The following is a 25,116-nucleotide window of genomic DNA, read 5'->3' on the forward strand; positions in this document are numbered from 1 at the left end:
TTTTATTGCATTGGGTAAGCAACAAAAACACGAAGCAGTTTTATGTTAAAGTATAGCAAAGAAAAAATTCAATAACCGTGTCTTTGCAGAATCATTGGCAGCACCATGCTTTGCGGCAATACTACAAGTTCCTGCTTTTAAGTAACTTGTTGCTGATAAAATTGCAATTGTATGTTTCGACTTATTTGTTTGTTGATTTCCCTTTTAGTGCTTCATCATTCACCAGAAGCTAAAACCTGTACCGTAAAAAGCAAGAAACACGCTATGCCTGTAATAACGCAACCGCTGCCAGCAACAGACTCCTTTACATATTCTACCTGGATGGGTTTTAAAAAAACAGACTTTATATTGAATGGAAGAAACTGCCTGGTAGTGGAACCGCTACAAAAAAGGCAGGGCAATCCATGGATCTGGCGTACGGAGTTTTTTGGTCATGAACCGCAGGCTGACAGCACCTTACTGGCCAAAGGATTTTTTGTGGTGTACATGGATTTGCAGGACATGTATGGTGCGCCGGTAGCACTCGACCTGATGGATGCCTTTTATGCCTACCTCATTAACAATAAAAAACTGCATCCCAAAACAGTTTTAGAAGGATTTAGCAGAGGAGGATTGTTTGCATTTAACTGGGCTGCAAGAAACCCGGAAAAAGTAAGTTGTATATATGTGGATGCGCCGGTATGCGATTTTAAAAGCTGGCCAGGCGGCAAAGGAAAGGGAGAAGGTTCAGCGGGTGACTGGGAAAAATTAAAAAAAGTATATGGCTTTGCAGATGATGCTGCAGCGATGGCTTATCAATTTAATCCGGTAGATAATCTAAAGCCATTAGCCGATGCGCATATCCCTGTTTTATGTGTTTGCGGAGATGCAGATACCGTGGTGCCGATAGCAGAAAATATACAATTAGTTGAGCAGCGTTATAAAGAGATGAAGGCGCCGATACAAATCATACTGAAACCAGGTGTGGGTCATCATCCACACAGTCTTATAAATCCAACGCCAATTGTTGATTTTATATTGAAGCATGCTACATGATTTTGTAGTAATGCGAATATCATTCAGCGTCGGGATTTCACGGTAAGATTTTAATAATTGTTGCTGATTGCGGTGAAAACGCAGACGGGACTAAAGCTTTTACAAATACTTTTGTTGATGGCATGCGCTTTTGAAAGCCTTATTTTATTACTCGCCGAGATAAGGATCTTTTATCTTTTTTATCGTATAGGTAATGTTTTGGAATTTCACTTTACAATTTTTCCCTACAGGCGATTGCGCCAAGAACCCCACCTGCAAAGGTTTGGTTGTGTCAAATTGAAAGTGCCTTACCAGGAACCATTTTGTGCCGCTTATTGAATAGTACAGGGTTATAACATTGCCCGCTTTGGCAACTTTGTAAAAAACCTTGTTACCGTTTATCTCAACCGAATTGCAGTCGTCGGAAATGCTTTTAGTTACCACACTAACCACCCTTCTTGCCCCGGTATAGTCCCGTTCAAAACAAAATTTTACCCAATTAAGACTGTCTTGTTTGAGAACGATTGCACCGCCATCCCATTTATTGGAGAAATTGTGTTCAATTGATGCAGTAATTACAAAATTACTGTCAGCAGTGAAAAGTAGCTTAGGAGCATTGTCTGTATTGTAGGCGACGTTAGGGTCTCTGAACATGTCAGTTTTTTCGCTGGCAGTAATGATTATCCCATTTTTGTCTGTTGAGTATTTCTTTGGTTCATTCTCCCATTTTAAAGGATAGGGAATACTTTTAATTCTTATGCTGTCATTTTTTTGTGCTATACTATGTTGTACAACAACCAATAATAAGCTAAGCAGTAATGTATTTAAATGTATTCTGTAAAACATTTGGAGTGTTTTTTAAATGTTCAAGCAGCATTGCCGCTAACTGGTGTATTGCTACCACAAGCATGCATACAAAGATGTGTAATATTTATAAATGAATGTAAACAATTATCATATGAAAGCTATCATTGTTTTTTGCAACGTCTGCACTTTGCTGATACATAGCATTGTAGTAAATGTGAAATCACATAGGTGGTCAAACCATCGCATTATTGAAACACGCTTCAAAAAAGGCGGACTGAAAATTGTGAACCTGTTTTGCATACAATAATTACTGTTGACTTTCCGTATCCTTACACCCCTCCACAAAATACATATCGATCAGGCCTTTGTGTTTGGCTTCTATTTTACCGCGGTGGGTGCAGTTAAATGCATCTTTAACCAACTCGTAGGTGGCGCCGCTGATATTTACTTTACCCGCTATGCCACTGGATTCCATGCGGGAGGCAATATTGACCGTATCGCCCCATATATCATAGGCAAATTTTTTGATGCCTACAATGCCCGCTATGATGGAGCCTGAATTGATACCGATGCGAACTTCAAAAAAAGGTTTGTTTTGTTGTTGCTTTTGTTGCTTGTCCTGCTGCATAAATTCCTGTATCTCCAGGGCGGCCAGCACAACGTCTGTGGGATTGGTTTTGTTGGCCTGCGGCAATCCGCCGGCGCACATGTAGGCATCACCGATAGTTTTTATTTTTTCAATATCATGCCGCTGAATGATGTTATCAAAGGCACTGAAATAATAGTTGATAGCGGTTACCAGTTCTTCTGCCGGCATGCTTTCGGCCATGTAGGTAAAATCTTTAAAATCCAGAAACAGCACCGTTACCATCTTGTAACTTTTGGCGGCGGCTTCCCCGGTTTCCTTTAATTCTTCGGCTGTTTCGGCAGGCAAAATATTCAGCAATAAATTATCTGACTTTTCCTTTTCTTTTTGCAGCAACAGGTTCCGTTGTTCCAGCTGGTTTTCCTGTTTTTCATTTTCTGATTTAAAATAAAAGACGATCAGAAATAAAATAATAAACAACGTTACATGGTTGGCGAAGTACAGGTTTTCACCATTGGGCATAAACAAAAAAGGCTGCATTACCGTAAAGGAATATTTACAGGCGGCAAAGCAGGCAGCGTTTAAAATAAAATAAGTAATCACTGTAACCCTGTCCCTAAAAAAAAGCATGGAAGCAATACTGCCCGCTACCAATATATATTCTGCCGCATCTACCTTACCATGCGAAATGGCAAAGAAGGAATAACAGAGCATGTTGTAGATATTAAAAAAATGGCAGGCCGCAATGTATTTGTGAAAATGGTTGAGCAGTAATACAATAGCCATGGCGACCACGCCCTGGAAGCTTTCAATCAACACAAGGCGCTCTGTTTTACTGAGGTACAATACACAATAGATAGACAGGATAATAAGCGCCATGGCGGAAACACCATTGAGCAAACGGGTTCGCTTTTGTTCCCAGGCCGTTAGCTGGCTGGTGATGCCAATGGTAATGATGGAAGCCCAGGCCTTTTTGCCCCATTGCAAAAAATTGCTGTTGCCGGTTGATGTGACAGCTGTTTTCCCGATTACGTCCATTTGTTGATGCAGCTTGTAGTTTCTGTTTAAGATACCGTTATTCACAGATGCACTGATTAAACCTTAACTACTGTTACGGTTTAACGCTGCGGTAAGGATAATTGGTTTTCGGGGGACTTGTTTTACAGCTACAAATTCACTTAATTAAACCGTAATTCCTAATTGAGTTTTCCAGTAGGTTGTTAAAAACAGGTTATCGGGATCCATTTGCTTACGCAGCGCCATAAAGTTATTCCATTGTGGATATTGCTGCTGCAGGTAGGCAGGGCCCTGGCTGGATGCAGCGGGCGGCAGGTATTTTCCCCAGTGCAAACGAAAAGGAATATTTTTCTGATACAGCAAGTCCCAGAACTGCTGGTAATAATTCAGTGGCTGCACAGGATTATCTACCCACCACATAATACTGATGCGAACGGAGTTTTGCTGATAGCCGGGGCTCATCCAAAAATTGCTTGCCTTCGCTCCCAGCACTTCTACACAATATACCCAGGTAGCTGCAAAACCGCCGTCCTGGTAGTGTTGCTGAAAAGTGCTCATCAGTTCCTGCGTTTTATCTGCAGTTACCCAAATTTCTGTATAACACATATTGAACAGGTTGTTGCTAAACTCTACCCTGTCCATTGGCAGGCTGCCCAGCCAGTTATCCCAAAATTGTTGCGGCGGATTTTTATCACTGTCACAGGCAAAAAACATATTCAACATCAGCGGGTACAGGTAGGGCGCCACGGTTTCCGTTATTGTTTCAATAACAGGTTCAACCGGCGAATTACCTGTAATAGCATGCAGCCACGCCGGCCATGTCGCAATCAGTTTGTACCCTTCTGCTGCGGCGGCCTGCATTGGAAGTGCAGAGCCATCAACCGTTTTAAATACCGGCTTGTAAGGTTGCGGTGTAAAGTGTTGCGGCGTACCTGTGTGTTCGTTATAGTCGGATGGTTGCATGATATGTCCCTGCCAGGTAATTACGCGTTGTACGGTAGCAAAGGGCCACCATAGCATACGGGTGTATTCGGTGCTGCTCATCATTTGTTGCAATGACGGTTTGCCATCGCCCCCGTTGCCTAAAAAATCATACGCACAGTCGGTTATTTTGGTAGTTGACTGGCTGCCGATAATATTGAAAGCTGGAATACATTGCAGCGTAACGGATGTGATAATTCCCAACAAGCCCATACTGGTGCCCACTGCATAAAACGGATCGTTTAAGTTATCAGATTTATTAAGAGTATGCAGAGTACCGGTACCATCTATCAAAGTAATTGCCACGATGCATTCATCAAAAGAATGCTGTATGGAAGGCCCTGAAGAACCGGTTGAAATAAAGCCTGCCACGGTCTGATGAATGGCATCCGGCACATTGGCAATGGCCCATCCATGTTGATTGAGCTGTTCAAAAAAACTGTTTTCCAATTTGCTTGTTTCAGAAGGATCATAAGGATCAACCCCAAGGTTGCAACCAGCGCCCACGGTAACCTGCATAGCGGCATCATTGAACACCACAGTCCGCAACTGATCCAGTTGCAGATTGATGTTGTTACCAGCATCTGTTACCACCGCTGCGTTGACAGATTGGGCAGCGCCCCTTACCCTTACCTGTAATTTATTTTGTATAGCATATTGAATCAGCGTACTGATGTCATCATTGCTGGCAGGATGATACAACCCTTTTGCGTCTGGAGTAATCATGATAAAAAGCTATTAATATGTCATGTAAAAATGAAAGAAAAAATATTCTTATTGCACGGGCGCAATACCCAAATGGCCACGCCAATAGTCGCTTACAAACACCTGGCCGGGGTCCATTTGCTCCCGCAAGGCCATCCAATCATTCCATTTGGGATAAACAGATTTCAGGTAGTTTACGCCCTGAGGGCTATCACCCGCCGGCAGGTATTTTGCCCAATGCGGCCGGAAATTGTATTGCTGCAGCAGGGCCCAGAACGGTTTATAAAATTCAACCGGGTCGCCGCTGTTGTTAGCAAACCAAAAAACGTCAATCCGGATAACGTTGGTTTGATAAGAGGGACTCATCCAGAACGGGCTGCTTTTGGTAGCATATATTTCGCAGGAAAATGCGCCGGTATTTTTAGGTCCTTCGCTATAAAAATTCAACAGGGTTGTCATTACTTCCTGTGTTTTTTCAATCGGTATCCACAATTCTGTAAACCAAACGGGCATCAGGCGGTCACTCATCTGGTTATCCATTGGTATACCATTGTACCACACATCCTGAAAGGGTTGATTTTCTCCATCCTGAACAAAAAATTTACAAATGAGCGGAAGAATGGCAGGATAAAAAGCAAGGTCTGCCATCTCCTTTATTTCCCGGTATTTTGGCGTGTCGCCCATGGCATCCAGTAACCAGTTGGGCCAGGTACCAATAGCCGAAAATACCAGGTCAGCCGCCAGCGTTAACGGTATGGGGCTGCCCGCCACCCAGGGCACTTCCTGGTAAGGGATTATTTTAAAATCAGGTGTGGGCGCCTGTTGCTTTGCCTGCCACACCACCATCTTTGAGACATTTCTTTGCGGCCACCACATCAGCCGCACATACTGGTTTTTTTCTAAAAAAGTCTGTAGTGATGGTTTATCTCCGCTGCCATTGCCAAACAAATCGATGGGGCATGCGGCTTCTGTAGTGGTGGTTTCTGTACCCACTATATTGAACCGCGGCACACATTTAAAAGTGGCAGAAACTATCACACCAAACAACCCGATAGTGGCTACACCTATACCATAAAAAGGGTCATCCGGGTTATCGGGAACAGGACGGTTGAAGGTAACTTTTTCAGCGCCGTTCACGCCGCAATTGACCAGGCTTATGCTCATCAATGCATCGTCAAAAGAAAACTGCGTACTGCCACCTGATGAACCGGTGGATAAAAATCCGGCAACTGTCTGATGAGTAATACCACCAAGATCTGGTACCGCCAGCCCGGCCTGATCTAACTGGTACAACAAAGAGTTTTCCAGGGTGGAAATATTCGCGGGGTCAAAAGGGTCTACACCCAAATGACAACCACCGTCTACCGTAACCAACGCATTGTGTTTATCAATGTGGACCGTATTCATTTTTGCCAGCAGGATGTACAGGTTTTTATTATTGGCTGCTTCAGCTTCTAATGTCTTGATGAGTGGGAAAGAATGTGCAGAGCCCCGCAGGCAGATGGTTTTGTTTTGTGCTTTGGCCTGGTTAACGAGCGTGATAACATCGGCCTCGCTTTCCGGCAAATAGTAGGTGGCGCTGTTTATGCTGAGTGTGTCCATAAAAAAAATGGGGGATTAGAGTAATGACAGAATTGGTATTCTAAAATAAATAAAATAAAGACAGGATGCAAACTATATTATCGCCCTTAACGGGAAGGCAGGTTATCACCAACAGCAAAGCGATTGCCGTTAACCGGGCAGCAACACGTTTTGTTGAAAGGTGCTGGTATAAACGGCAGCAATCACTTCTTCATCAGCCAATGCAAGACTGTCCTTTTTCAGGTGTCAACTCAAACACAACGCTTACATGGGCCATCTTTTCCCTTTGTTAATCTCAATCTCCTTTGCATGCTGTAAACCAGACAGGTAATTCCATTACCACACAATGTGTAATACCAGGGTTAAAAAATACTGTCCAATACATCATAGTGTAACAATCAATTCCTCAAACAGCGGGGCAGAGATATTGATATGCACAGGTTTTGAAGGATCAACCGACCTGATATACAACAGCACTTTGCCGTTCTTGCATCTTTGAATATTGTCCTTAAAATTATCCGGAAGTACACCAGATGCGTTTTCGGTGCCTAACAAAATAGCGTTATCTGAAACCTGGAAAAGAAGTTCAGTGTCGGCGAAAGGTACTGTGCGCCCATCTTTGTCTTTGATAGTTACCATTACATGAGCGACTTCTCCTTTTGTTGTAAAACTTTTTTTATCCGCTTCCGCAGCAATATATGCTGGCTTGCCAACAGTTTCAATAATGGAAGCCGCCTTTTGAATCCCCTTATTAAATGCAAGCACTTCTAATTTGCCTGCACTAAAAGGGATATCCCAGAAAATAATTCCGGTTGCCTTATCGTAGGGCTTTCTATCGCCTATTCTGTTGCCATTTAAAAGCAGTTCAGCCTCTTCGCAATTGGTATAACAAACCACCCTGATTTTTTCCCCCTCTTTATAATTCCATAGAGCAGGGGCGTTCATGGAAGGTTTTTCTTCTGCACGATAAGGATAGGTGCCTGCATATGCAGTGGGTGAGGTTGACCACAACGCTTTTCTGAAATAACCCCTTGGTTTTATATTCCCGGCTAAATCAATTTGACCTGCAGTTGATCCTCTTGAAGGCCAGCTTCCTGCTTCGCCAAGAAAATCATATCCTGTCCATAAAAACTGGCCGAGGATGTAATCATTTTCTGTAACCGCTTTCCATGCTTCTAAACTGGTTCCGTTTTCGCTTCCGTAAAAGATTCTGTCAGGATACATTGTATGATCTTTTTCATAGCTGCTTTCTGTATAATTATACCCAACCACATCCAGTGCCTTCGGATAATCGGTTTCGTTCGACATTACCGGTGCGGCCAGTGCAGCAGTAGTTGGTCTTGATCTGTCAAACTTTTTGATGATTGATACCAGGTCTTTCGCGATGTATCCCATATTCTCTGCCCTCGGCTGTGAAATGATATGGCCCGCTTTATGTTTCTGGCGAATACCAGCCTGGTTTAAAATAGGATGCGAATAAGGATCCTGCGGATAGTCAATTTCATTCCCGATACTCCACATAATGATAGAAGGATGATTCCTGTCGCGGCATACCATATCACTCAAATCCCGGGCACTCCATTCCTTAAAATAGGTAGAACTGCCCTGCAATCCGGGTTCTCCGTCATTCCACCCCGTAATCCATTTATGTTTGGGATACTCCCATTCATCAAATGCTTCATCAATCACCAGCAGCCCCAGCTCATCACACAAATCATACAAGTCAGTCGCCTGCGGATTGTGTGACATTCGGATAGCATTGCAACCCATGTCCTTTAAAATACTGAACCGTCTCCGCCAGACCTCTTTGGGCACTGCCGACCCGAGGGCGCCCGCATCATGATGAATGCATACGCCTTTTAATTTTTCACTGACTCCGTTTAAAGCGAAACCTTTGTTGGCATCAAAAGAAATGGTACGCATACCGACCTTTGTACTGGTTTTATCAAGGGTATCTTTTCCTGAAAGAAGGGTTGTTGTAAGCGTATACAGATAAGGTGCATCCAATGTCCATAACACCGGGTTCGAAAAATGCAGACCCTGGCTTATTTTATTTTTATCTGTAACCTTTGATTTAGAAATGGTTGATGTTATTTTTTTCCCCGTTGCATCAAACAGCTCCTGCTTTACCACAAGCGGAACGATAGCACCATCCTTGCTATTGGTGTTGATAACACTGGTTTCTATTTGTATACTTGCAGTTGCTCCGGTTTGCTTAGTAGTATAATACACGCCCCACAAATCAATATGTACCGGTTGGGCATACACCATATACACATCGCGATAAATTCCCGACCCGGTGTACCACCTGGAGTCTGCATCTTCACTATGATTCACCCTTACAGCGATTGTATTTTTTGCCCCGAATTTAAGATACGGAGTAAGGTCGTACATAAACGAAATATATCCATTGGGTCTTTTACCCACATTGATTCCATTGATAAAAACTTCGCTGTTGTTATATACACCACCAAAATAAATATACACCTGCTGACCTTTTCGTTCGACCGGCATATCAAAACTTTTTCTGTACCAGGCAATGCCTCCCGGCAAAAACCCCGTACAGCTTGCATTTTTTGTACTGGCAATACCTTCAACACTCCAGTCGTGCGGAAGATCCAGCACCCGCCAGCCTGAAAGATCAAGCTGCTCTATTCCACCAAATTGAATATCGCCCAAATGAAAAGACCAGCGGTCATTAAAAAGCACCCGATCTCCAAAGCCCTGTGCAAACGTCATTGAAGTAACCTGCAGGAGCAACAACAAAAAAACCAATACATATTTTTTTTGTTTCATTTTCATTCTTTTAACTTATTTGGAAAGATAAATAATACCCGTTTGACAAATACAAAATTATTGTCCTGCACAATTTAGGCTAACTTAAAAAAAAATTGATTGCATTTTTGGCAATGAAAATTATTAGCAATGAAAAAAAATAGGGCTGTTAAAAATAGCCCTATTTTTTTCACTAACGTTTTCTGCCAGCTAACTATACAGACAACAATAAACAATGACTTTGAAGACAAACCCTTCAAGCCCCATAAATCGCTTGCTGAATTTGTAGAATGGTTTTGACAGTTAGAAAACAAATCGTAAATCGACAAAGACGTCGTTATTTTGCCATATGGGCGTATTGATTTATTTTTTGTCAATCGCCAACGGCACCTTTTAATATGATCTTCCCGGGATCTTAAACACAGCGAGGTAAAGCAACAAAGGCTGGGCGGGCGCTGATGTTTCTGCAGTTGATTATTGCCTCATTATGGTGGCAGGGTTTGTTGTTCACGCTTTAAAAAGCAATTCAAATGCTGACCTTGTTGAACTATACTTTTTTGAGCTATAGTGGTAGCATACTCCAGGGATAAATAACCGCCTTAACCAGCTATCAACAAATGCAAATACAAAGCACATGGAATTTGGGAAGTATTATTCAATTGAGTTATTCAATTGAAAAGAACGCCGCAGTAATAAACTGCTGCAAAAAGTAATTCAAAATTACCCAACGTTCCAGGCTATGCGACTGGCATTCTTTTAAAATGTTGTGACAGGCAGGAAGGACGAAATTACGGATTGTTTTTCCTGGCATTTTTTTCGGTTTTAAATATGGACAAACCTAATCCGAAAAATGAACCCGAAACCAAAATTGTCAATATAATTAAATCTAGGTTTTCCATTATTTGCTTTTTTTAGAATTTAAGTAAGCCAATAAGGATATCATGGTTGGTGGCCACAACCCAATAAAAATAGCCCGGTCATGATTGTTCAAAACGATATAATAATACTCTGAGATAAATATTATTACTACAGAAAGAATTAAGATGGCAAATTCAAATTTTAAAAATTTGTTTAGCATGTTGTTGTTTTAAATTTTGGTAAGGTTGAAACTATATATAATCGAGTTAGCACTTTATTGAAAAGGTTTTGCATACTCCATTACATTTAAACATTCAGATAGTTTAAAAAAAATAAAAATCACCTGCTCCTTTGGTTGGTATAAGCCCCTCAATCCGGTATTCCTGGTTAAGCGAAGCCAGCCATTACCAAAGGGTACCAGGTAGCGGGACTGCCCCGGCTCATGTAACGCAAAACAATGCGGCCTGAATAAAAAATTTGATAGTGAGGCCAACGGACGAGGTTGCCTTAACAAGATGTACAACGGCCAGTGGCTAAGGTGCTGCACTTGAAGCACCTCTGTCTGTCCAACATGGATTTCTAGTGCTCCTTTCTCATCACGGTTCATCCCCATGTCGTTGTGATTGTATCCAATAAGAAGTAACGTTCAGGCTATGCTGTTTGCTTGAGAAGATAATGGGTTGGATTTAAAATGTGTAATGCTATTAAACATAACACATTTTAAAAGTAAGCGCTGGACTTCGATAATAGCTGTTTTCCCCATTAACAGACTGCAACTATTGGATTGTATCTGCGGCAACGTCCTGATAGACTGTTGCACTTACAAAGTAAGTAAATAGCAAAATTCCATATTTGGATAGCTTTTTGTGTCTGTACCTGTATCAACAATTAATAGTTTACTAAAAAATTAAAGTATGGAACACGAACAACCATCACACCATCACACCGGGCATAAGCATGAAGCGCTTATTAATCAACTTTTAGCGTGTGCGACAGCATGCGAAATCTGCGGCGCATCATGTCTTGATGAACCGGATGTAACTCCTATGGCGTATTGCATAGAACTTGACCGGGATTGTGCAGAAATTTGCTCCCTGGCCGCGAGGCTGCTCATCAGGCAAAGCGAATTTTCACATGACTTCTTAGCTTTCTGTGAAATAATTTGCCGGCACTGTGCCGAAGAGTGCGGAATGCATGAACACGAGCATTGCAAAAAATGCGCTGAAGAATGCCTGAGATGTGCCGAGGCCTGCCACGCACATCATCATGGTACGGTTACATTAAATTAGTCATGAAAGTATGTGCTGTTAATCCAAAGCAGCACATACTTATTTATGGGCTCACCTGGTTCATCCAATTTTTACCCCTTGAATTGCTTACTACAGGCCTTATGGTATCGTTGGTTGATGTCCTCAAAAAACTTGTTTGATATAAAAACCCTGACAAGAGGTCGTATTGATCAACTTTGGCCTTGCAAAATTAAGCTGCCAAATTCTTAAACAAATGCCCGCGGCAAAGTCTGCAATCGCAGAAGACATCCTGCGCACAGATCCATCGCTTCACGTTAACACCGTTGTAATCCGAAACCAGTTAACCTGCCTGGTTAAACTGTGTTTACATTTTGATCATTAAGTGGCAGCCAGCAATAAAAGGTGGAGCCTTCTCCAATGTTACTGGTATACCATATTTTACCACCGTGTCCCTTTATTATTTCTGAGCAAATGTACAGCCCAATCCCCATGCCGGGGAATGTAGACTGGTCAGCACTTACCCGGTAAAATTGTTCAAAAATCTTATTATCGTCTTTCAATAAAATACCTATACCAAAATCCTTAACAGACAACTGAACTCCATCGTTTTCCAGTGTAGTGTTAATAACGATTCTATCAGCCTGGGGTGAGTATTTTACAGCATTTGATACCAGGTTCGTAAGTACCTGGCATAATTTATCTTTATCTGCAAAAATGATCGCTGTGTTATCAAAATTAGTTTCTATTACATGCGTGGAAGTCGTCATCTGCAAGTCATCAACAACGTCCTTTACTAGTGCATTGAAGTCAGTGAAGATTTTGTTATATAATAATTTGCCGTTTTTCGTTTCATTAAAGTCAAGCAGGCGTTTCACAAGTACAGTCAGGCTATTCACATGTGTTTCCATCCTTTTTATTAAATGCAACGTTTCTTTATCACCTTTTGACTGAAGCATGTTCTCTGCCATCTGTCCATAACCTTTTATAGTTGTCAGCGGTGTATTCAATTCATGACTTACCATTGTAAGCAGGTTGTCTTTTTGCAACTCTAATTCTTTTTGTTCAGTAATGTCCTGTACCAGGGACATGATTGTTTTTACATTTTGTTCCTCATCTTTTAAAACCGAATTAAACCATTCACACCATATAACCCTGCCCTCTTTGGTAATATTTCTGATCTGAAATGTGTTTCTTACAATGTTACTGCTAAGCATCTGGTCAAACAATGCATTTACCTTGCTTAAGTCTTTACTGTAAACCAGGCTGAACCTTTCTTCCTGCCTTTCAATAAATTCCTGCTCACTCCAGCCAAAAATTTCTTCAGCCCTTGTTGACCATTTTTTTGCAAAACCCCTGTTATCCCATTCAATAAATCCAAGCGGTGTATTTTCAATGTGAAAAAATAATCTTTCCTGTAAAGCCTGTTGCTCTTTTTCTAAATGATGCTTATTAATTGAATTGATAATGGCTGAAGGCAGCCGTTGCAAACGGTCCTTGATGATGTAGTCATGCGCCCCTTGTTTCATAACATTTACGGCGAACTCATCTGACATTGCTGAAGTAATCAAAATAAAGGGAACCGTAATGCCCATTTGTTTTACCATGCTGAGTGCCTGGTGGGAATCAAATGAACCAAGGGAATGATCCGAAAGAATAATATCCTGTGTAAAATTTTGCAGCGCCAGTTCAAACTTTGATTTGTTGTCAACAACAACTATTTCTGCCCCCATTTCCGCTTTCTTTAATTCTCTGGCAATCAATTCAGCATCTTCCGGGTTATCCTCCAGGTGAAGGATTTTTATTTTATTAATCATTTATCAGGCTAATTATTATTTGTACAAGTGGCCCACCGGCCGATGGTAAGCAATTAAAAGATCGGGGACTAAGATGATTCCGGTTCCAATGGCTTCGGGATAAAAGGCTCATGCCGAACTGGCACCATAGCGTATTTCCCCGTTGACAGGCACACGAAATGAAACCCACAAAATGTGCCAGGAATGACGTCTGCAATCCGGGGTACTTAATGATCAGAGTCCGTCTGCATATATGGATATCCATTCCTTCACTTATCCTGTGAAATGTAATATACGAAGTATTCACCTGCCCTGCTTCAATTTTCGACATTGTTGATTTTCCGAAATTGCAAATGATAGCAAGTTCACTTTGTGTGAGATCTTTGGATAGCCAAATTTTTCTAACGCTGTTGCCTAAGGTCATTAATAATTATTTTTGAGTCATAATATGTTCTCTTGCCAGGTTATCGGATCAATATAAACGAGGATATCAAGAGTTAACTTTTAATGCCCGTTGTGTATTGAGATTTTTTTTAAAAGTAAAATAACACCATACTATCATATGCCTGTTTGCTTTTAACCCTGTATTGTTCGTTGCAACAATTATGTTGCTTCATAAACCAATTTGAAAAATAACTCAATAAAAAAGTTGATTTAGTTTTATTATTACCGATTTTTACTTTTACAATTCAGCTTCATAAAACCAATTGGAAGTTTGTGGATTCGGATTTTTTTCCACCCGGACAAATGAAACAATTCTACTGAATTTTTGTTGAAGCGAAAAGACGAGAAAGTGATTTAACCGTTAATTGCCTGACATGCCAGAGAGACCATTTATATATCATTTTAAGAAAAAGCCTTGGTAAGGCGGGGAAGTTATTCTCATAACATACGAGCTGGTCATTAACCCTGTTGATAAGTGCTTACCAATTAAAAGCCAGGATATAAAGCTCAAAAAAGAATCAGTCAACCTTTGTTTGCATTATTTTATAGAAATTTTATTGATTTTTAGTCTTAGTCGCTTAAAATTTTATATCCTCAACTGAAAAATCTGTATTGTGTATGCAACAGATTGTAGATTTTTTTACAAACCTTTTTGACAGCAGTGACTGGCCGCCCCGCTGGCACTGCGGCAAGTGGACTGAGTTTCACGGCTGGCTGTATATTATTAGCGACCTGATGATATGGTCTGCTTATTTTGCCCTCCCCATTGTTATCATCAGGTATATCTCCCGAAAAAAAAACATCCGGTTTGCAAGGCTATACTTTTTATTTGCAGCATTTATACTGGCTTGCGGCGCCACCCATTTTTTGGACGCTGTAATATTCTGGATTCCGGTTTATCGCTTAAGCGCCCTGGTTCGGTTTATTACCGGGGCTATTAGCTGGCTTACTGTTTTTTACGTGGTAAAGTATTTACCCGTCATATTTTCACTGAGATCTCAATCGGCCCTGGAAGCAGAAATAGAAGAACGTAAAAAAACGGAACTGGCACTTAAAAAAAGCAGAAAGGATTATGAATTGCTGGTAGGCGGTGTGAAAGATTATGCCATTTTTATGCTGGACACCGAAGGCAGGGTGGCCAGCTGGAACAGCGGAGCTGAAAGTATTAAGGGCTATACAGCAGCAGAAATAATCGGGCAACCGATTGATGTGTTTTATACATCCGAACAAGTGCGACAGAATGAGCCCGGGAGAAACCTGCAGTATGCGTTACTAAATGGCAAGTATGAATCTGAAGGATGGCGGGTACGGAAGGATGGTACCCTGTTTTGGGCGGACGTGGTTTTTACCACTTTATTTGACGAGGATAATCAATTTTATGGATACGCAAAAGTAACGAGGGATATTACCGAACGAAAAAAGACGCAGGATGCTTTAAACAGGTTAAATGAAGAACTGGAAAAACGGGTAACTGAACGAACAGCAGAAATAGAAAAAACAGAAAACAGGTTTCGTGCTTTACTGGAAAATAATCATGACATTATCTCACTCAACAACGACTCATTAAAATTAATTTACAGAAGCCCCTCTTCTTCACGTATTACCGGCTGGACGGATGAGGAAATAGATAGTATCGGTGAAACAAGCCATATCCATATCGACGACAGGGAAAAAGTAAGCAGCATTGTTTCTGCAGCACTTAACAACCCTGGCAAACCACAACCTTACCTGTTCCGGTACCTGCATAAAAATGGTCATTATATATGGCTGGAAGGAACCGTTACCAAACTATTGCCAGGTAATAATGTGAATGGCCTGGTTTTTAATTCAAAGGAAGTAACTGAAAGAGTTGAGTTGGAGCGCCTGTTAAACAAAGCAAATGTGCTTGCAAGAATAGGTGGTTGGGAGATCAATATGATCAAGAGGACCGTTTTCTGGAGTGATATCACCAGGGAAATTCATGAAACGGGGTATGATTACATGCCCGATTTACAAAATGGAATCAAATTTTATAAAGAAGGGCCTGACCGGGATTTAATTTCACAAAAAGTAAAGGAGGCTATTGAATTGGGCAAACCATGGGATGTAGAGCTTAAAATCATTACTGCCAAAAACAACGAACGCTGGATACGGTCCATAGGTGAAACTGAATTTGCAGATGGAAAGTGCATAAGGGTATACGGTAGTTTCCAGGATATTGACGGACGCAAAAAGGCAGAAATAGAGCGAGGAAGATTGAATGAGCGCTTGCACCTGGCAACACAGAGCGCACAATTAGGACTATGGGATTGGGATATAAAAAATAACAAGCTTACATGGGATGAAGCAATGTACCGACTTTATAATCTCACCGAAAATGAATTTACAGCGGTTTATGACGGGTGGACCTCAAGAGTGCATGCCGAAGACAGGCAACGGGTTGATAACGATATACAACTTGCCCTTGCAAATAAAAAAGATTATAACCCTGAATTCAGAATTGTATGGCCTGATACATCTGTTCATTATATAAACGCCTCCGGAATTATTGAAAGAGATATTGATGGAAATGCGGTACGTATGACTGGTTTTAACTGGGATGTAACCGAGCGAAAAAATACGGAAGAAAAAATAAAAACCCTGAATATTGAACTGGAAGAAAAAGTAATCAGCCGTACGGAACAATTAAGAAAAACAAACGAAGAACTGGAGGCATTTTCTTATTCCGTTTCACACGACCTGCGGGCGCCTTTGCGTGCCATTATTGGCTTTACCAGTATCCTGGAAGAAGATTACAGCAGCAAACTGAATGATGAAGCCCGCCGTATCACAAGCGTTATAAAAAACAATACCACCAAAATGGGGATATTGATTGATGACCTGCTTAGTTTTTCACGGCTTGGTCGTCAGCAAATTGTAAAAACCAAACTGCGTACCGCTCAACTGGTACAAGACATTATTGCAGACATCGGCACAAAGAACAGCGGCAGGCACATCAACTGGATAATTGAACCGCTGCCCGATGCGGCTGCAGATCCAACTACCATCAGGCAGGTTTGGATTAACCTGCTGTCTAACGCTATAAAATATTCTTACAAACAGCAGCAGCCCATTATAGAGATTGGAACAGCAGCCGGTGTTAACGAGACCATATTTTATGTTAAGGATAACGGGGTTGGCTTTGATGAAAAATACAGCGATAAATTGTTTAAGGTTTTTCAGCGGCTGCACAGTGCTGCCGATTTTGAAGGCACGGGTGTGGGCCTGGCTATTGTACAAAGAATAATAAGCAAACATGGAGGTAAAGTATGGGCAGAAGGAAAGCCCGGAGAAGGAGCCTGTTTTTATTTTTCGTTGCCCGCCATGGAAAGGAATTGAATTTTCAAGTAAACAAACTTCACTGTATGAATCAAAACGCTATTGTAGATATTCTTTTAATTGAAGACAACATGAATGATGCTGAACTTACCGTCAGGCAGTTAAAAAAGCATAACCTGGCCAATAATTTGGTACACGTTACTGATGGGGAAGAAGCATTGGACTTTATTTTTTGTACCGGTAATTACAAAGGCCGTGCTATTGACAAACTGCCAAAACTGGTATTGCTTGATATACAAATGCCTAAAATAAATGGCCAGGAGGTATTGCTAAAAGTAAAATCAGATCCACGCACCAGGACGATTCCCGTGGTAATGCTCACCTCTTCAAAGGAAGACCCTGATATACAAAAATGCTATGCATTGGGGGCCAACAGCTACATAGTTAAGCCTGTAAACTTCGAGGGTTTTGCAGAAGCAATTAAAAACCTGGGATTTTACTGGCTTTTATTAAATCAACCACCGGTCTAAAAAATGTACCATGAAAACGAACCTAAAAGTATTAATGCTGGAAGACAATCCTGATGATGCAGAAATTATTCAGCGGTTGTTGAAAAAAGAAAAATTGGATTGTGAATTTTGCCTTGCGATGGATAAAGATAACTTCCTGCATGCACTGGATGCCTTTGCTCCCGAAGTTATCCTGTCAGATCATTCTATCCCTCAATTCAATTCATCAGACGCTTTAAACATTGCCAGGCAAAAATTACCCGGCATACCTTTTATAATGGTTACCGGGGCTGTTTCGGAAGAATTTGCTGCGGGCATCATCAAACAGGGAGCAGATGATTATATTTTAAAAGATCGGATGACCAGGTTGCCAGCCGCTATCAGAGCAGCGTTATTTCAAAAAAGAGCAACAAAAGAAATAACGGATTATAAATATGCCCTGGATAAATCAGCGATTGTAGCAATTACCGATCAAAAAGGAATCATTTTATATGCAAATGAAAACTTTTGCCGGATTTCAAAATACAACGCAGAAGAGTTGATCGGCCAGGATCACCGCATCATCAACTCCGGCTTCCATCCTGCGACTTATATTAAAGACTTATGGGCACATATTAGTAAGGGCAAAAGTTGGACCGGGGAATTTTGCAACAAGGCAAAAGATGACAGCATCTACTGGGTGGATACCCACATCGTTCCTTTTTTAAATGACAGGGCGCACCCCTATCAATACCTTGCCATCACGCAGGATATAACCGACAGAAAAAAAGCAGAAGAAGCATTACGACTAAGTGAAATAAGATTAATCGAGGCCCAGGCAATAGCCCATATTGCCAATTGGGAAATTGACCTAATTCAAAATATACATACCTGGTCTGATGAATTGTACAGGATATTCGATTTGCACAAATTTGAAGTGCAACCTTCTACCAAAATTTTGTTATCCTTTATGCGTTCTGACAATGGTGGTGGAGCAAAAATATTAACAGAGGCATTACAACGTTTTACCGATGGCAAAATTGATTTCCGGTTTAAATTGCAAAATGGCAAAAAAAGATATGGGCATATTGAGTGGAGGTTCGACTTTGATACCTGGGGTAAACCATACCGGGTATTTGGCATATTACAGGATATAACCGAACGCAAACAGGCAGAAGAAAGTGTAAAGTTGCTGGAAAATAAAATACTGAATCAAAGAACACAGGAACAAAAGAAAATTGTTCGGGCAGTTTTAAAAGGCCAGGAAAAGGAGCGGAATTTTATTGCCCGCGAACTGCATGATAATGTAAACCAAATATTGGCGGGTTGCAAATTGTACCTCGGCAGTGCTGGTAAAAAAGATGATGGAGTAAAAGAGTTAATAAAATACCCCATGCAGCTGATAGATCTTTCCATCGAAGAAATACGCCAGCTTTGCCAGCAATTAGTTTCCCCGCAGAAGGGTATAGATTTTAAGGAACAGATACAGGATGTGCTGTATAAGCTGGGCCAAAATACTGGCATCCTTACCAGTTTCACCTATGCCGTTGAAGAGGGCCTTATACCACATGATTTGCAACTTAATATCTACCGGATAATACAGGAACTCTTAAACAATGCCAGTAAATATGCGGAGGCTAAAAGCATTCACGTAAGCATTATGGCAACGGGCGGGTTTATTTCAATAACGGTTGCCGATGATGGAAAAGGGTTCAATAAAAAAATAAAGAGACAAGGTATTGGCATTTCAAATATCATTTACAGGACAGAATGCTTCAGTGGAAAGCTATCAATTAACAGCAGCCCGGGCAAAGGTTGCAGAGTTCATATCAAGATGCCGTATTAAAAATTTGTATGCGGATCCCGTGCATTGTTATCATACCATTTACCCGTATCTCCCTTGGTTCGCCGGTTACTGGCCTCCACTCTTCGATTCTGCAATAGCGCCCTGCAGCCCTACTCAAAATGAATGATTGTACAATCATAAATGAAGGTCACCATGCTCATTATGTTGCTACCCTGAATTCATTGACCAGCATTTAGGAAGTGTTTATTTTCCTTATCACCCATAGTTGTAGTCGCTGGCAAAGCCGGAAAAACTAAAAAGATAGTTCACACAGCAGCGGTACGGCCCGTTACCAGGTGATTAAATTTTCCATCTCCTCTTAATTTGTCTCCGGTTAACAAACAAGAAACAAAGCCCGGCCCCGCATGGCGTGACAATGCCCAAAGGCAGGCATCTGCATTTTGATTTAAGACAATGATGGCAGGCAGGAATTATCCTTCCACTGAGCTCGTGGTGGCAGATAATTTCCCCTGTTCAATTTGCTGGACAATTTGAAATTTTAAGGAAAGACTGTAATCCCCCTGAGTTCGCTTTACATAACTTGACTGATCTGACATAACGATGTTTTTTTGTGTATCGCTATTTCAGGACGGGACAAAGGGCTAATATTAACAGCAAATGGAACGCTACGATTTTAAAGCATTTTTTGAGCAGTCTTCAGATTTGATGGCAGTAGTTGACACAGCCTTTAATATCATAGCAGCATCCAATGCTTATTTAAACAATACTGCTACAACCAGGGAAAATATAACCGGGCAAAATCTTTTCAGTGTGTTTCCCGATAATCCTGCTGATATAACTGCCAATGGAGTAAATAGCATTTTTTCTTCTTTACAATGGGTAATGCACAATAAAACAACAGATAGTATAGGTGTTATAAAATATGATATTCCCAAACCTGCATCACAGGGTGGTGGTTTTATAGTTAAATATTGGAGCCTCATTCATTCGCCTGTTTTTAATGAGTTAAATGAAGTAAAATACATTGTTCAGCATGTAGTGGATGTTACACAAAGAAAAGCGTTGGCTGCAGAACTGGCAATAAAAAAAAATGCATTAAAACATTTGGTAGAAAGTGAAAAGCGCTATAACATGATGCTGATGAAATCGCAATTTGCATTCGCAGTGTTAAAAGGTAAAGACAAGATTATCGTACTCGCTAACGACCGGGTAAAAAAAATATAGGGAAAGGGAATGGATAACAGGCAATGGCAAGCAAGAAAATGGAAGAAAGCTAAATAAATTCCGGCTGCTTACTAACGCTATGCCTCAAAAAATATCCAATGCCGATGCAGATGGCAGCATGACTTTTTTTAGTCAGCGATGGATGAACATTACCGGACGTTCACCAGTAACAAGATGCGCCATCAGGCAGAGGGAACTCAACTATTTTTAAAACGGAAAAACGCAGACAATTAATCATTGACCATTACGCAGACCCAGTAATGGATTGACAAAGTAGGATTGGTAATGATATAACCGGAGCGGCCTGCTTTCAGAGCCAGCCCTGCCAACGCCGGGAACATATTGTTACTGTTAAATAATATCCCGAAAAAAGTTTTAAACAAAATAACAGAAAAGATATAATTTCATACTAATTACAAATCAAAGCAAAATAAAATTATGGCGTTATCTATTGGTCAACTGCTACAGAAAAAAAGTAAAACAGTGTTGGAATCCTGGATCAATATACAGCTTCAGGATGATGGTTTAAAAGAAGAACTCCTTTCCAACCAGGAAATAAGAAAGCAATCAGAAGAATTTTTACATTCCGTCATTTCCATTTTAAAAAAGGAGGATTCTCAAAACACGGAGTCTCCGGAGTTTGAAAAGGCGGCCGAAATATTGACAGAGATTAGCACTTCCCGGGCTATGCAAGGATATACACCACGTGAAACAGGCGTGTTTGTTTTCGGTTTAAAAGAGGCCTTCTTGAGCGTGCTGGAAAAAGAATTTAAAGACAGCCTGGTGCCTTATGCTGATTCGCAAAAAATAAATAAACTGATAGACGCCCTGGCCATACTAACATTTGAAACTTTTATCAGCAGCAGGGAGGAAGTTATTTTACGGCAGACCAGTGAGATTTCTGAAATTTCCACGCCGGTAATACGGGTGTGGGATGGAATTTTAGCCCTGCCGATCATCGGCACTTTGGATAGTGCACGCACACAGGTAGTGATGGAAAATTTACTGATGAAAATTGTAGAAACAGAAAGCACAATTGCTATATTGGATATATCGGGTGTGCCGGCAGTTGATTCTCTGGTGGCCCAGCATTTAATTAAAACAGTGAGTGCAACCAGGTTGATGGGCGCAGAGTGCATCATTAGTGGAATACGCCCGGAAATTGCGCAAACCATTGTACACCTTGGAATAGATTTAGCTAACATCAACACCAAAGCCTCGCTGGCCCATGCACTGCGCAGTGCGTTTATGATGCTGAAACTGGAAGTAAGAAAAACTGTAGAAAAGCCTAAATTTTAATAAATGGACAAGATACCTATTTTAAAAATGGGCGACTACCTTTTAGTAACCATACAGGTAGACTTATATGATCGTTTAGCCTTGAACCTGGAAAGCGATTTAGTAAATATGATTAATAAACATTCCTCAAAAGGCGTGTTGATAGATATTTCTGCAGTGAATATCGTTGACTCATTTATGGGAAGGATATTGGGGAATATTGCACAAATGTCGAAAATACTGGATGCACACACCGTTGTGGTTGGTATGCAACCGGCCGTTGCCATTACGCTGATAGAATTAGGCTTGCCATTAAGCGGTGTGCATACTGCGTTGAATGTAGAAAAAGGAATGACCCTTTTGCAGGAAAAATTATTTCTTGACAGTACCGTAATTGCTGACGACACGGATGATAACACTTAACAAAGAAACCATTGCAATAAAAAGAGAACAGGATGTGGTTTTTTTCCGCAACAGGGTAAATGAATATGCAGAAAAAATTAAAATGGGGCTTGTCAACAAAACTAAATTACTTACCGCTGCCAGCGAGTTGGTACGTAACATGCTTATTTACGCAAAAGAAGGAAAAGTGATCTGCGAAATAGTAACCATTTCTGCACTTCAGACCGGTATAAGGCTAACCTTTATAGACAATGGTCCCGGTATAGCGGATATTGATAAGGCTATGACAGATGGATATACTACCGGCAAATCCCTCGGGCTCGGCCTTCCCGGAGCCAAAAGGCTCGTAAATATTTTTGACGTTAAAACTGTAAAAGGAAAAGGCACTACAATAAGTATCACAAAATGGAAGAATGGTTGAATCTCCGCATAGTTGCGTTACAATGCCCAACAGAACGTACCAGGCTTATGTACGGTCCGAAATAAAAAAGATAGCGAAGCTGGTTGGCTTTGCAGGCAACAGACTGGGTGAACTGGAAATAATTGTTGCCGAGTTAACCAGTAACCTGGTGAAACACACTACAGGTGGTGGCGAAATACTCATAAAGAAAATTAAAGACGAAACTGAATATACCGGAATAGAATTGATTTGTATTGACTCAGGTCCGGGCATGAGTGTACCGCTGAAAATGATGCAGGATGGCATATCGACTACCAAAACACTCGGCCAGGGATTGGGTGCCATCAAAAGGCTGTCAGATGAATTTGATTTGTATACGTTAAAAGGTTGGGGCACTATTGTATTATCCCGGTTATTTCTGGTAAAGCCGGCAGTAGTAAACACGAAAAAAATAGATGTTAAGGTGCTGATGGTTTCCAAGCCAGGCGAAATAGCTTGCGGAGATCGTTGGGATGTAATATTAAAAGGCAGTGTGCTGAAGTTTATTATAGCAGATGGCCTGGGCCATGGTATACATGCCCAGGAGGCATCGGTAAAAGCCATTGAGTCTTTCAGAGCAAATCAAAAAATGGCACCTGATGATGCGTTAATAGCAATAGATGCCGCGATAAGAAAAACAAGGGGCGCCGTGATTAATATTACGCAAGTGGATTTTAGTACCTGCGAAATGACCTACTGCGGGGTAGGTAATATTTCTTCAAAAGTTGTATCAGGTAAAACCAAATCCTTTATTTCCTATAATGGTATTATTGGTCATTCCATACCCAACACGATGAATAACCATGTTTATAAATGGGAGAAACAGGATGTACTGGTGCTGCACAGCGATGGAATCAACACAAGATGGGATATTCAAAAATACCCGCAAATTTTATTTTGTGATGGGTCCATAGTAGCAGCTGCACTATACAAAGACAATAAAAGAGGCAATGATGATGTCACAATAGGTGTGATCCGGCAAAAACATAGCAGTGTATGACAACAGCAATTTCAGTAATTGATATTAATAATGAAATGGATCTGGTACTTACCCATCGAAGGGCAATGCAGATTTGTAAATTTGTTGGTATAAGTCTGGCTGAACAAACAAGGTTTGCTACTGCTGTTTCAGAAATTTGCCGCAACTGTCTCATGTATGGAAAGGCAGGCAAAATAACCTACAACCTTGTAAAAACCGGCGATGAGTATAAGCTGGAAGTGATTATTAAAGATGAAGGTACGGGCATAAAGGGGCTGGATAGTATTTTACTGCGGGATCCCCAGTTGTACAAAGGCCGCGGGCTGGGTATTGTATTTGCACGCAAACTTTCTGACGGTTTTAAGATCAATAGTTCGGCCAATGGCACAACGGTGGTCCTTGAAAAATATATTCACGCCAATGCAGTGCCTATAAATAATTTGATTATCAAAGGCTGGATTTTGCATTTAAAAAATGAACCGGTTGTATCAGCTTATGAAGAATTGAAAAATCGAAACGAGCAATTGATTCAGCTGACTGAAGAGCTGAAGGTTGAAAAAATGAAAGTAGATCAGCAGATAGATCAGATCAAAGAACTCAATGTAAGCCTGGAAACACGCAATGCATACCTTCAGCAATTTACCTATTCGGTATCACATGAACTGAAGACTCCACTGACTAGTTTAAAGCTTTCTGTGAGCTTATTAAAGGAAAATAAAAACCTCGTTTTGCAGGACGAAATTATTGATGTGGTTGCAAGGGCTGAAAAAAAACTGGAGAAAACAATTAATGGTCTCATCAATATCCTCGAATTTCAGAGCAAGGGAAAACAGGCGACACAAAAGATAGTATTTGAAGAAGAACTCGGGGACATCATCGAACCTATTAAAAAGCACTATGGCATTGACGCAATTAATTTGATTACTGATTTTAAACAGGTAAAAGAAATCTGTTACGTGCAGGGATACATTTCCAGTATATTTTCCAACCTGTTAAGCAATGCCGTAAAATACTGTTCATGTGAGCGACCTTTAGATATAACAATCGCCACATCAAAAAGGGACAACTATATCTTACTTACTTTTATGGATAATGGGGAGGGTATTGATCTTGTAAGGAACGGAGATAAGCTGTTTACACCGTTTACCAGGTTTACAACTACTAAAGAAGGGCATGGAATCGGGCTCTATATTGTTAAAAATATGGTGGAAAAAAACGGCGGTAAAATACAAGTAGAAAGCTTGCCTGGCAAGGGTACTACCTTCTATTTTTTTCTTAAGGAATACGAGTTGCAAATGGAGTAAAGTCTCACTGTTACTCCGTGATGGGTTGCTTTCTTTCAACCCTGGGTTCCTAACCAACCTAAATAAAACTGTTTATCGCTCTGGCAC

At 40.9% G+C, this 25,116-nt stretch carries 20 protein-coding genes; 13 read left to right on the plus strand and 7 right to left on the minus strand.

Annotated features, from left to right (window positions below; genetic code table 11):
* Positions 1 to 264: 264 nt before the first annotated feature.
* On the plus strand, positions 265 to 1,035 hold the full coding sequence (locus QWZ08_RS06690; RefSeq protein WP_290336495.1) for an alpha/beta hydrolase family protein: 771 nt from the start codon (positions 265 to 267) through the stop codon (positions 1,033 to 1,035).
* 147 nt (positions 1,036 to 1,182) lie between these two features.
* Here the strand turns inward: QWZ08_RS06690 and QWZ08_RS06695 are convergent, their stop codons facing one another.
* The 4 genes from QWZ08_RS06695 to QWZ08_RS06710 all read right to left on the minus strand — a co-directional run bounded on the left by QWZ08_RS06695 (position 1,183) and on the right by QWZ08_RS06710 (position 6,712).
* Entirely contained in the window at positions 1,183 to 1,860 is a 678-nt protein-coding gene (locus QWZ08_RS06695) for a DUF1349 domain-containing protein (protein WP_290336496.1), read from the minus strand.
* Positions 1,861 to 2,128: 268 nt separating this feature from the next.
* Positions 2,129 to 3,490: an adenylate/guanylate cyclase domain-containing protein gene (locus QWZ08_RS06700; protein ID WP_290336497.1), complete on the minus strand. Its 1,362-nt coding sequence runs from the start codon at positions 3,488 to 3,490 to the stop codon at positions 2,129 to 2,131.
* A 99-nt stretch (positions 3,491 to 3,589) separates the two neighbouring features.
* Positions 3,590 to 5,131, minus strand: coding sequence for an FAD-binding protein (locus QWZ08_RS06705; RefSeq protein WP_290336498.1), 1,542 nt, complete (start codon positions 5,129 to 5,131; stop codon positions 3,590 to 3,592).
* A 48-nt stretch (positions 5,132 to 5,179) separates the two neighbouring features.
* The gene (locus QWZ08_RS06710; protein ID WP_290336499.1) at positions 5,180 to 6,712 is read right to left on the minus strand and encodes a D-arabinono-1,4-lactone oxidase; all 1,533 of its coding nucleotides are present in this window, start codon (positions 6,710 to 6,712) and stop codon (positions 5,180 to 5,182) included.
* Between the two features lie 65 nt (positions 6,713 to 6,777).
* Here QWZ08_RS06710 and QWZ08_RS06715 point away from each other — a divergent pair, with 65 nt between their 5' ends.
* A complete protein-coding gene (locus QWZ08_RS06715) occupies positions 6,778 to 6,984 on the plus strand; it encodes a hypothetical protein (protein WP_290336501.1) in 207 nt (68 codons plus the stop codon).
* A gap of 91 nt (positions 6,985 to 7,075) precedes the next feature.
* Here QWZ08_RS06715 and QWZ08_RS06720 read toward each other — a convergent pair whose 3' ends face one another.
* The gene (locus tag QWZ08_RS06720; protein WP_290336502.1) at positions 7,076 to 9,487 is read right to left on the minus strand and encodes a glycoside hydrolase family 2 TIM barrel-domain containing protein; all 2,412 of its coding nucleotides are present in this window, start codon (positions 9,485 to 9,487) and stop codon (positions 7,076 to 7,078) included.
* A gap of 643 nt (positions 9,488 to 10,130) precedes the next feature.
* Entirely contained in the window at positions 10,131 to 10,277 is a 147-nt protein-coding gene (locus QWZ08_RS06725) for a hypothetical protein (protein ID WP_290336503.1), read from the minus strand.
* 961 nt (positions 10,278 to 11,238) lie between these two features.
* Between QWZ08_RS06725 and QWZ08_RS28330 the strand changes: the two genes are divergently transcribed.
* Positions 11,239 to 11,613, plus strand: a complete 375-nt coding sequence (locus tag QWZ08_RS28330) for a four-helix bundle copper-binding protein (RefSeq protein ID WP_494337710.1) — start codon at positions 11,239 to 11,241, stop codon at positions 11,611 to 11,613.
* 314 nt (positions 11,614 to 11,927) lie between these two features.
* On the opposite strand, the gene QWZ08_RS06730 is transcribed toward QWZ08_RS28330, so the two are convergent.
* Positions 11,928 to 13,388, minus strand: coding sequence for a hybrid sensor histidine kinase/response regulator (locus QWZ08_RS06730; RefSeq protein ID WP_290336504.1), 1,461 nt, complete (start codon positions 13,386 to 13,388; stop codon positions 11,928 to 11,930).
* Positions 13,389 to 14,429: 1,041 nt separating this feature from the next.
* On the opposite strand from QWZ08_RS06730, the gene QWZ08_RS06735 reads away from it, so the two are divergent.
* The 10 genes from QWZ08_RS06735 to QWZ08_RS06780 all read left to right on the plus strand — a co-directional run bounded on the left by QWZ08_RS06735 (position 14,430) and on the right by QWZ08_RS06780 (position 25,029).
* Positions 14,430 to 17,168 (plus strand): PAS domain-containing sensor histidine kinase, encoded by a 2,739-nt coding sequence (locus tag QWZ08_RS06735; RefSeq protein WP_290336505.1) that lies wholly within the window; start codon positions 14,430 to 14,432, stop codon positions 17,166 to 17,168.
* Between the two features lie 26 nt (positions 17,169 to 17,194).
* A complete protein-coding gene (locus QWZ08_RS06740; RefSeq protein ID WP_290336506.1) occupies positions 17,195 to 17,638 on the plus strand; it encodes a response regulator in 444 nt (147 codons plus the stop codon).
* A 10-nt stretch (positions 17,639 to 17,648) separates the two neighbouring features.
* Positions 17,649 to 19,442, plus strand: coding sequence for a hybrid sensor histidine kinase/response regulator (locus QWZ08_RS06745; protein ID WP_290336507.1), 1,794 nt, complete (start codon positions 17,649 to 17,651; stop codon positions 19,440 to 19,442).
* A 618-nt stretch (positions 19,443 to 20,060) separates the two neighbouring features.
* Entirely contained in the window at positions 20,061 to 20,627 is a 567-nt protein-coding gene (locus QWZ08_RS06750; RefSeq protein WP_290336508.1) for a PAS domain-containing protein, read from the plus strand.
* A 79-nt stretch (positions 20,628 to 20,706) separates the two neighbouring features.
* A complete protein-coding gene (locus QWZ08_RS06755; RefSeq protein ID WP_290336509.1) occupies positions 20,707 to 20,838 on the plus strand; it encodes a hypothetical protein in 132 nt (43 codons plus the stop codon).
* A gap of 227 nt (positions 20,839 to 21,065) precedes the next feature.
* Positions 21,066 to 21,926: an STAS domain-containing protein gene (locus QWZ08_RS06760; protein WP_290336510.1), complete on the plus strand. Its 861-nt coding sequence runs from the start codon at positions 21,066 to 21,068 to the stop codon at positions 21,924 to 21,926.
* Between the two features lie 3 nt (positions 21,927 to 21,929).
* A complete protein-coding gene (locus QWZ08_RS06765; protein ID WP_290336512.1) occupies positions 21,930 to 22,328 on the plus strand; it encodes an STAS domain-containing protein in 399 nt (132 codons plus the stop codon).
* Complete coding sequence (locus QWZ08_RS06770; RefSeq protein ID WP_290336513.1) at positions 22,315 to 22,728, plus strand: anti-sigma regulatory factor; 414 nt, start codon at positions 22,315 to 22,317, stop codon at positions 22,726 to 22,728. Before QWZ08_RS06765 ends, QWZ08_RS06770 begins: the two co-directional genes overlap by 14 nt.
* Positions 22,721 to 23,746 carry an ATP-binding protein gene (locus QWZ08_RS06775; RefSeq protein WP_290336514.1) on the plus strand — a complete coding sequence of 342 codons (1,026 nt, stop codon included), beginning with the start codon at positions 22,721 to 22,723 and terminating at the stop codon, positions 23,744 to 23,746. The genes QWZ08_RS06770 and QWZ08_RS06775 overlap by 8 nt, the downstream gene beginning before the upstream one ends.
* The gene (locus QWZ08_RS06780) at positions 23,743 to 25,029 is read left to right on the plus strand and encodes a sensor histidine kinase (RefSeq protein WP_290336516.1); all 1,287 of its coding nucleotides are present in this window, start codon (positions 23,743 to 23,745) and stop codon (positions 25,027 to 25,029) included. The genes QWZ08_RS06775 and QWZ08_RS06780 overlap by 4 nt, the downstream gene beginning before the upstream one ends.
* Positions 25,030 to 25,116 lie beyond the last annotated feature (87 nt).

This window comes from Ferruginibacter paludis (assembly GCF_030409685.1).
Taxonomy (GTDB): domain Bacteria; phylum Bacteroidota; class Bacteroidia; order Chitinophagales; family Chitinophagaceae; genus Ferruginibacter; species Ferruginibacter paludis.

Excerpts from the sequence above, each read along its gene's own strand:
- QWZ08_RS06690 (WP_290336495.1), top strand. The coding sequence starts at position 265 with ATGCCTGTAATAACGCAACCGCTGCCAGCAACAGACTCCTTTACATAT.
- QWZ08_RS06695 (WP_290336496.1), bottom strand. The coding sequence starts at position 1,860 with ATGTTTTACAGAATACATTTAAATACATTACTGCTTAGCTTATTATTG.
- QWZ08_RS06705 (WP_290336498.1), bottom strand. The coding sequence starts at position 5,131 with ATGATTACTCCAGACGCAAAAGGGTTGTATCATCCTGCCAGCAATGAT.
- QWZ08_RS06710 (WP_290336499.1), bottom strand. The coding sequence starts at position 6,712 with ATGGACACACTCAGCATAAACAGCGCCACCTACTATTTGCCGGAAAGC.
- QWZ08_RS06715 (WP_290336501.1), top strand. The coding sequence starts at position 6,778 with ATGCAAACTATATTATCGCCCTTAACGGGAAGGCAGGTTATCACCAAC.
- QWZ08_RS06720 (WP_290336502.1), bottom strand. The coding sequence starts at position 9,487 with ATGAAACAAAAAAAATATGTATTGGTTTTTTTGTTGTTGCTCCTGCAG.
- QWZ08_RS06725 (WP_290336503.1), bottom strand. The coding sequence starts at position 10,277 with ATGCCAGGAAAAACAATCCGTAATTTCGTCCTTCCTGCCTGTCACAAC.
- QWZ08_RS28330 (WP_494337710.1), top strand. The coding sequence starts at position 11,239 with ATGGAACACGAACAACCATCACACCATCACACCGGGCATAAGCATGAA.
- QWZ08_RS06730 (WP_290336504.1), bottom strand. The coding sequence starts at position 13,388 with ATGATTAATAAAATAAAAATCCTTCACCTGGAGGATAACCCGGAAGAT.
- QWZ08_RS06735 (WP_290336505.1), top strand. The coding sequence starts at position 14,430 with ATGCAACAGATTGTAGATTTTTTTACAAACCTTTTTGACAGCAGTGAC.
- QWZ08_RS06740 (WP_290336506.1), top strand. The coding sequence starts at position 17,195 with ATGAATCAAAACGCTATTGTAGATATTCTTTTAATTGAAGACAACATG.
- QWZ08_RS06745 (WP_290336507.1), top strand. The coding sequence starts at position 17,649 with ATGAAAACGAACCTAAAAGTATTAATGCTGGAAGACAATCCTGATGAT.
- QWZ08_RS06750 (WP_290336508.1), top strand. The coding sequence starts at position 20,061 with ATGGAACGCTACGATTTTAAAGCATTTTTTGAGCAGTCTTCAGATTTG.
- QWZ08_RS06755 (WP_290336509.1), top strand. The coding sequence starts at position 20,707 with ATGCCTCAAAAAATATCCAATGCCGATGCAGATGGCAGCATGACTTTT.
- QWZ08_RS06760 (WP_290336510.1), top strand. The coding sequence starts at position 21,066 with ATGGCGTTATCTATTGGTCAACTGCTACAGAAAAAAAGTAAAACAGTG.
- QWZ08_RS06765 (WP_290336512.1), top strand. The coding sequence starts at position 21,930 with ATGGACAAGATACCTATTTTAAAAATGGGCGACTACCTTTTAGTAACC.
- QWZ08_RS06770 (WP_290336513.1), top strand. The coding sequence starts at position 22,315 with ATGATAACACTTAACAAAGAAACCATTGCAATAAAAAGAGAACAGGAT.
- QWZ08_RS06775 (WP_290336514.1), top strand. The coding sequence starts at position 22,721 with ATGGTTGAATCTCCGCATAGTTGCGTTACAATGCCCAACAGAACGTAC.
- QWZ08_RS06780 (WP_290336516.1), top strand. The coding sequence starts at position 23,743 with ATGACAACAGCAATTTCAGTAATTGATATTAATAATGAAATGGATCTG.